7 protein-coding genes are annotated in these 6,734 nt (G+C 64.8%); all 7 read left to right on the forward strand.

Features of this window, described 5'->3' with window-relative positions; all coding sequences use genetic code 11:
- Positions 1-81: 81 nt before the first annotated feature.
- Entirely contained in the window at positions 82-969 is an 888-nt protein-coding gene (locus P0086_RS24980; protein WP_275790795.1) for a hypothetical protein, read from the forward strand.
- An 18-nt stretch (positions 970-987) separates the two neighbouring features.
- On the forward strand, positions 988-2,577 hold the full coding sequence (locus tag P0086_RS24985) for an acyl-CoA ligase (AMP-forming), exosortase A system-associated (protein WP_275790796.1): 1,590 nt from the start codon (positions 988-990) through the stop codon (positions 2,575-2,577).
- Positions 2,574-3,800, forward strand: a complete 1,227-nt coding sequence (locus tag P0086_RS24990; protein WP_275790797.1) for a pyridoxal-dependent decarboxylase, exosortase A system-associated — start codon at positions 2,574-2,576, stop codon at positions 3,798-3,800. The genes P0086_RS24985 and P0086_RS24990 overlap by 4 nt, the downstream gene beginning before the upstream one ends.
- Before the next feature lie 43 nt (positions 3,801-3,843).
- Positions 3,844-4,101 (forward strand): acyl carrier protein, encoded by a 258-nt coding sequence (locus P0086_RS24995; RefSeq protein WP_112598706.1) that lies wholly within the window; start codon positions 3,844-3,846, stop codon positions 4,099-4,101.
- Positions 4,102-4,150: 49 nt separating this feature from the next.
- Positions 4,151-5,110 (forward strand): glycosyltransferase family 2 protein, encoded by a 960-nt coding sequence (locus P0086_RS25000; protein ID WP_275790798.1) that lies wholly within the window; start codon positions 4,151-4,153, stop codon positions 5,108-5,110.
- A 2-nt stretch (positions 5,111-5,112) separates the two neighbouring features.
- A complete protein-coding gene (locus P0086_RS25005) occupies positions 5,113-5,793 on the forward strand; it encodes a polysaccharide deacetylase family protein (RefSeq protein WP_275790799.1) in 681 nt (226 codons plus the stop codon).
- A 580-nt stretch (positions 5,794-6,373) separates the two neighbouring features.
- Positions 6,374-6,734 (forward strand): hypothetical protein (locus P0086_RS25010; RefSeq protein ID WP_275790800.1); only part of this gene is annotated, 361 nt, incomplete at its 3' end.

The following is a 6,734-nucleotide window of genomic DNA, read 5'->3' on the forward strand; positions in this document are numbered from 1 at the left end:
TTCGGCCCGGCAGGTGGCTATAAATTCTTGCAATGGGCCCAGGCGACCGGTTGGGGACGCATGCGAAGGAATTGAGGGACAGTGCTACACTCTGAGGTCAGATCGGCTGCCGAAAACATCCAGATATGCCCGATCACGTCCGGTGATGTGGAGCGTGTCGCCGCCTTCCTTCATGCCGAGCTGAACGGGCGGCTGTCGCCGTCGGCCTGGGCTGCCGCCATCCGTCCGACCTGGCCATCGGCATCGCCCAATCACGGATTCATGCTGGTGGACGGCGAGCGCGTATTGGGCGCCTATGTCGCGTTCTATTCCCAGCGCCGCGTGGACGACCGGCTGGAGAATTTCTGCAATCTGTCCGCCTGGTGCGTGCTGGAGGCCTATCGCGCGCACGGGCTGAGGCTCCTCAGGGCCATGCTGGCCCAGGACGGCTATACCTTCACCGACCTGTCGCCGAGCGGCAATGTCGTTCCGCTGAATGCGCGGCTGAATTTCCAGCACCTGGATACGGCCACGGCGCTCGTGCCCAACTGGCCCTGGCCGCGATCGGGAACGCGCCTGCGCATCGTCTCCGATCCGGCAACGATCGAGCAGAGCCTGACGGGGCGCGATCTTGAGATCTACCGGGACCATGCCGCCGCCCCGGCGGCCCATCATCTGGCGGTGATCGAGGACGGCGAGTGCTGCTATGTGATGTTCCGCAGGGACAGCCGGAAGAGGCTCCGCCTGTTCGCCTCGATCCTCCATGTCGGCAATCCGGCCCTCTTCGAGCGCGCCGCCCGCCATGTCTACAGCCATCTGCTGACCCATCACGGCATCGTGGCGACGCTTGCGGAAACGCGCGTCGTCCGCTCGAGGCCGAAGTATTCCATCCTGCTGCCTTCGCCGCGTCCGAAGATGTTTCGCAGCAACAGGGTGGCATCCAGCCAAGTCGACTACCTCTACAGCGAACTCACCTGCGTGCCCTGGTAGCAAGGAGTGCGGCGATACATGCGACCGGCAATCAAGACCAACCTGGCCCATCTGCTGCAACAGGCGGCCCATGGGCACGCGGCCTCCCCGGCGGTCACGTACAAGACCTCGACCGTCACCTACGCCGAGCTCTGGCAGCAGGTCTGCCGGTTCGCCGCAGCGCTGGCCGCGATCGGGCTCAGGCGCGAGGATCGCGTCGCGGTGTTCCTGGAAAAGCGCATCGAAACGGTCGTTTCCATCTTCGGCACGACGGCTGCGGGCGGCGTCACCGTTCCGGTCAACCCGCTGCTCAGGCCGCAGCAGGTCGCCTACATCCTCGGCAACTGCGATGTGCGGGTGCTGGTCACCTCGCCGGACCGCCTCGCGCAGCTCCGGGAATTCATCGTCGACAATGACAAGCTCCGCAACGTCATCCTCGTGGACGACGCCTATGTCGACGACCGCCAGACGCAGGCGGAAGGACGCGAGACGCATGGCTGGGCGGAACTGCTCGCAGGCGGCGTCGCGCCGGAACCGGAGATGCGGACGGTCGACTGCGACATGGCGGCGATCCTCTATACCTCCGGCAGCACCGGCAAGCCGAAAGGCGTCGTTCTCACCCATCGCAACATGATCGTCGGCGCCGAAAGCGTCAGCCACTATCTCGCAAACAGCCCCGACGACACGATCCTGTCGGCGCTGCCGCTCAGCTTCGATGCCGGATTGAGCCAGCTGACGACGGCCTTCAATTCGGGCGCCCATGTCGTTTTGATGAATTTCCTTCTGGCCGGCGACGTCATAAGGCTCTGCGAAAAGCATGGCGTCACCGGGATCACCGGCGTTCCCCCCTTCTGGATCCAGATCGCCGAGCTGGACTGGCCGACCGAAGTGGCGGCGCGGCTGCGCTATTTCGCCAATACCGGCGGACGCATGCCGAAGGCGACGCTCGACCGGCTGCGCGCCCTGTTTCCGCAGGCGCTGCCCTATCTCATGTACGGGCTGACGGAAGCCTTTCGCTCGACCTATCTCGATCCGTCCGAGATCGACCGACGGCCGGATTCGATCGGCAAGGCCATCCCCAACGCCGAAATCCTCGTCGTCAGGCCGGACGGATCGCGCTGCGCGCCCGGCGAGCACGGCGAGCTTGTGCACCGCGGCCCGCTGGTGGCGTTGGGTTACTGGAACGATCCGGTGCGCACCGCCGAACGCTTCCGGCCGCTCCCGGGCGTCGACACCAGCTGGCGGGCACCGGAAATCGCCGTCTTCTCCGGCGACACGGTGGTCGCCGACGAGGAAGGTTTCCTGTTCTTCGTCGGGCGGAAGGACGAGATGATCAAGACGTCCGGCTACAGGGTCAGCCCCACCGAAATCGAGGAGGTCGCCTACGCCACGGGCCTGGTCCGTGATGCCGTCGCGCTCGGCGTGGAAGACGCTGCACTCGGACAGCGCATCGTCCTCGTCGCGAGCCCCCTCACGGGCACGCTCGACAGGACAGCCCTGATCGCGGCCTTCAGGAAGCGGCTGCCGCAGTACATGGTGCCTTCGGAGGTCATCGAAATGGACGTCATTCCAACCAACCCGAACGGCAAGTTCGACCGGGTCCTGCTGAGGGAGCGAGCAAGTTCGTGAGCGCACACCCGTCCATTGCGGAATTTGCGGTCGCCGGAGACTGCCTCGCCGTCGGCGGTGTGGCGCTCGATCGACTGGCCGAGCGCGTCGGCGGCACGCCGTTCTTCGCCTATGACCGGCAGCTGATCACCTCGCGTGTCGCCTATCTCCGCTCGGTGCTGCCCGCGGCGGTCAAGCTGAGCTATGCGGTCAAGGCCAATCCGATGCCGGCGGTCGTCCAGCATCTCGCCGGCCTGGTCGACGCACTCGACGTCGCCTCGGCGCTGGAGATGAAGGTCGCGCTCGACACGCCGGTGCCGCCGTCGCAGGTCAGTTTTGCCGGCCCGGGCAAGACGACGGCGGAACTGACGCAGGCGGTGGCTGCCGGCGTGACGATCGAAATGGAATCCCCGAACGAGGCGCGCCGCCTGGTCGAGATCGGCGACAGGCTCGGGATCCGCCCGCGCGTGGCGCTCAGGGTCAATCCGGACTTCCAGGTCAAGGGATCCGGCATGCGCATGGGCGGCGGCCCGCAGCAGTTCGGCGTCGACGTCGAGGAGGTGCCCGCGCTCTTGCGCTCGCTTGCTGAGACCGATCTCGATTTTCTCGGTTTCCACGTCTTTGCCGGCTCGCAGAACCTGCATGCCGACATCCTCTGCGAGGCCTTGTCGAAGAACGTCGCGCTGCTCCTGCGGCTCGCCGACGCGTGCCCCTCGCCGGTGCGCTATCTCAACCTCGGCGGCGGGTTCGGCATTCCCTATTTCGATCAGGATCGTCCGCTGGACCTTTCTCCGGTCGGTCATACGCTCGGCGAACTCGTCGAGGGAGCCATCCGCCCGCAGCTTCCCGATGCCCGCGTCGTGATCGAACTCGGCCGGTACCTGGTCGGCGAAGCCGGCGTCTACGTCACGCGCATCGTCGATCGCAAGGTTTCGCGCGGTCGCGTCTATCTCGTGGTCGACGGGGGCCTGCACCACCAGCTCGCAGCCTCCGGCAATTTCGGGCAGGTCATTCGCCGCAACTATCCCATCGTCATCGGAAACAGGATGCGCGACACCGCGCTGGAGAGCGTTTCGGTGGTGGGATGCCTGTGCACGCCGCTCGACCTTCTGGGCGACAACGTCATGCTGCCGCATGCCGATGTCGGCGATCTCGTCGTGATCTTTCAGGCGGGCGCCTATGGCCTGACCGCCAGCCCGACGGCTTTTCTCGGCCACCCGATGCCGGCGGAGGTTCTTCTCTAGCGCACATCCTTGAGGATCTCGTTTCAGACAGTGAGAGGGCAGCATGAACACGTCAACGCTCGAAGCCGTGAAGGACGTCATCATCGAGACGCTCGGCATAGAAGACCGGGGCAGGATCGAGCTCGCCTCGACGCCCCTGTTCGGCAACATACCGGAACTCGACTCGTTCGCCGTCCTCAGCCTGGCGGCCGCGCTGGAACAGCGGTTCCGCTTCAGGATCGACGACAGCGACTTCACCGGTGAGGTCTTCGAGACCGTCGGGTCGCTGGCCCGGTTCGTGGATCGCAACCTGAGCCACTAGGCCAGGACCCGTCGGGCCGCGGCGTGCCCAAAAGCGAGGGAGACCGGAAGTGGCAGATACAGATCAGGACATCACCGCCGTGCTCGAAGGCGTGGATGCGACGGCCACCGTGTCCGTCGTCATCGTCACCTACAACAGCGCCTCCGCCCTTCCGGCCCTGCTCGGATCGCTGCCGGCCGGCCTGAACGGGGTCGATCGCTTCGAGGTGATCATCGTCGACAACGATTCCCGCGACGGGTCGGCGGAGCTGGCGGAAGCGCATCCGCTCCGCCCGAAGGTCATTCGCATGGGACGAAACGCCGGCTATGCCGCAGCCATCAATGCCGGCGCCTCGACCGTGAACCCGAAGTCGCATCTCCTGGTGCTCAATCCCGATCTTAGGCTCTATCCCGACGCGGTGCGGCCGCTGCTCGATCATCTCGTGGCGCGCTCGGTCGGCATCGTCGTTCCCGCGAACTACCGGGAGGACGGTACGCTCGATCCGACCCTGCGGCGGGAGCCGTCCATGCTCACCGCATGGGCCGAGGCGATCCTCGGCGGCACGCTGGCGGCGCGGCTCGGCTGGGGCGAGGTCGTGGGCGAGCCGTCCCGCTACGATCAGAGCGGCACGATCGAATGGGCGACCGGATCGGCACTCCTCATCTCCGCCCGGGCCCGGCGTATCGTCGGCGAGTGGGACGAGAGCTTCTTTCTCTACAGCGAGGAGGTGGACTATCAGCGCCGGGCGCGCGAGGCCGGCTTTGACATCGTCTACGAACCCCGATCGAAGGTGATGCATGCCTCGGGCGGCAGCGGCGCGAGCCCGCGCCTTTATGCGCTTCTGACCTCCAACCGGATCCGCTATTATGGGCGCCATCACGGGGCCTTCCCGACGGCGATGTTCCGGCTGGGCGTGGCGGCCGGCCAGGCGGCCCGGTTCTGGCGGGGTTCGCCGCATCGGGCGGCATTGTTTAGCGCCCTGATGCCGCTGCGGCCCGTGTCCGAGTTCCAGGCCAACACGCGGACCTAGCAATGGCGGCGGCGGAAGAACGGCGAATTCTCATCTTTCACGGTGTGGGCGAGCCCGGCCGGGTGCTGGAGCCAGGCGAGTCCCGCTACTGGCTCGGCGTCGACCGGTTCCGCGTGGCGCTGGATCGCATCGCCGCGCATCCGGATCGGCAGCGCCTGTCCATCACCTTCGACGACGGCAACGATTCCGACCTCCTGATTGCCGCTCCGGAACTGCTGAGGCGCGGCCTTCAGGCGGAGTTCTTCGTCCTGTCCGGGCGTACCGGGCAGGCCGGATCGCTGGATGCGGGCCAGATCCGGGAGCTGATGCAGATGGGCATGCGTATCGGCAGCCACGGCGTGGCGCACAGCGACTGGTCGAGCCTTTCGACACCTGAGTTGCAGCGTGAACTCGCCACCTCGAAGGAAGCCCTCGAGGCGATCTGCGGAGTTCCGGTGTCGTCTGCCGCAATCCCGTTCGGCCGTTACAACGCCGCGGTCTTGCGCGCCCTGAAAGGGGCCGGCTATGCGGTCGCCTATTCGAGCGACGGGGGAAGCGCTGCTCCGGCGGCATTCCTCCACCCGCGAACGTCGCTTCGACGCGACACGACGGACAGTATTCTGGAGAACATCCTGTCCGGGACCATGCCCCCGTGGAAGCGGTTGCGCCGTTTCGCCGGCATGACCGTGCGCGCCTGGTTCTGATGGCGCGGTTCAAGCCGGAACCAGCGCGCCCGGCCTTTCGGACATCCGCCGGAAACAGCCGCCGGCCCCCGAAGATCACGGCCTGATTCGCCGCGTGCAGCCCGGTTTGTGAGCGGCAGCGGACACGAATCACTGATTGAGGCGGCGGGAACGCCCGCTCATAGATTGCAAAATTGCGATATTCACAAAAAATTCTCGCTTTCGCTCATGGCGCGCATTTTTGCGGCCCTCGCCGCCAACTGGTTAAGAATTTCCTAATGTTTTCAATCGTGGCTCCGCGAGTAAGCCACCGCTTCTCAACTTTTCCGTGGGATGGTTAGCCAGTAGTTGCCTTAATTTGGGCGATTCGGATTCTGGCAAATAATTCAAAAAACAAAACGAAGACAGTGCAGCTAATGTGGCAGCAATGTGACCACTATAGTGGCCAGTCTTACTGGTTTCCAGGCGTTGCACCCCCTGGAAAGCTGAATTATTAGTTCCGCCGTAACGTCGGATTAACAAAAATATTAACCGGCTTAACACACAGATAGTAGCCACTCATCTCCAAAGGGTTCAGGGTGGGGAGAAAGGCAAAGCTGCAGTGACAAGCACAATTTTCGATGCAATCAAGTCCGGATTCCGGGCTGAGACGGCGCATGCCGACCTGATCGGCAATTCCATCAACGAAAATGGCCAGATCTCAGCTCTGTCGCTTGATAAGCTGCTCGACCTTCTGTCGAGCAAGTTCGATGGGCTGGATGCCGATGCCTATAACGAGCGCGTCAGCAAGCTGATCGACGATTTCGGCAAGAAGGCCTCCGACGACAAGGGCGGCTGGGGTGATGTCTCGGTGACCGAGAAGACCGGCACCGCCGCCACCAAGGCCGACCTGCAGTCGTCGACCGAGCTGTCCTCCGTCAAGACCGCCGGCGTCACCGACGCCGTCGCCGAAACGCAGCCGA

It is taken from the genome of Mycoplana sp. MJR14 (assembly GCF_029210525.1).
Taxonomy (GTDB): domain Bacteria; phylum Pseudomonadota; class Alphaproteobacteria; order Rhizobiales; family Rhizobiaceae; genus Mycoplana.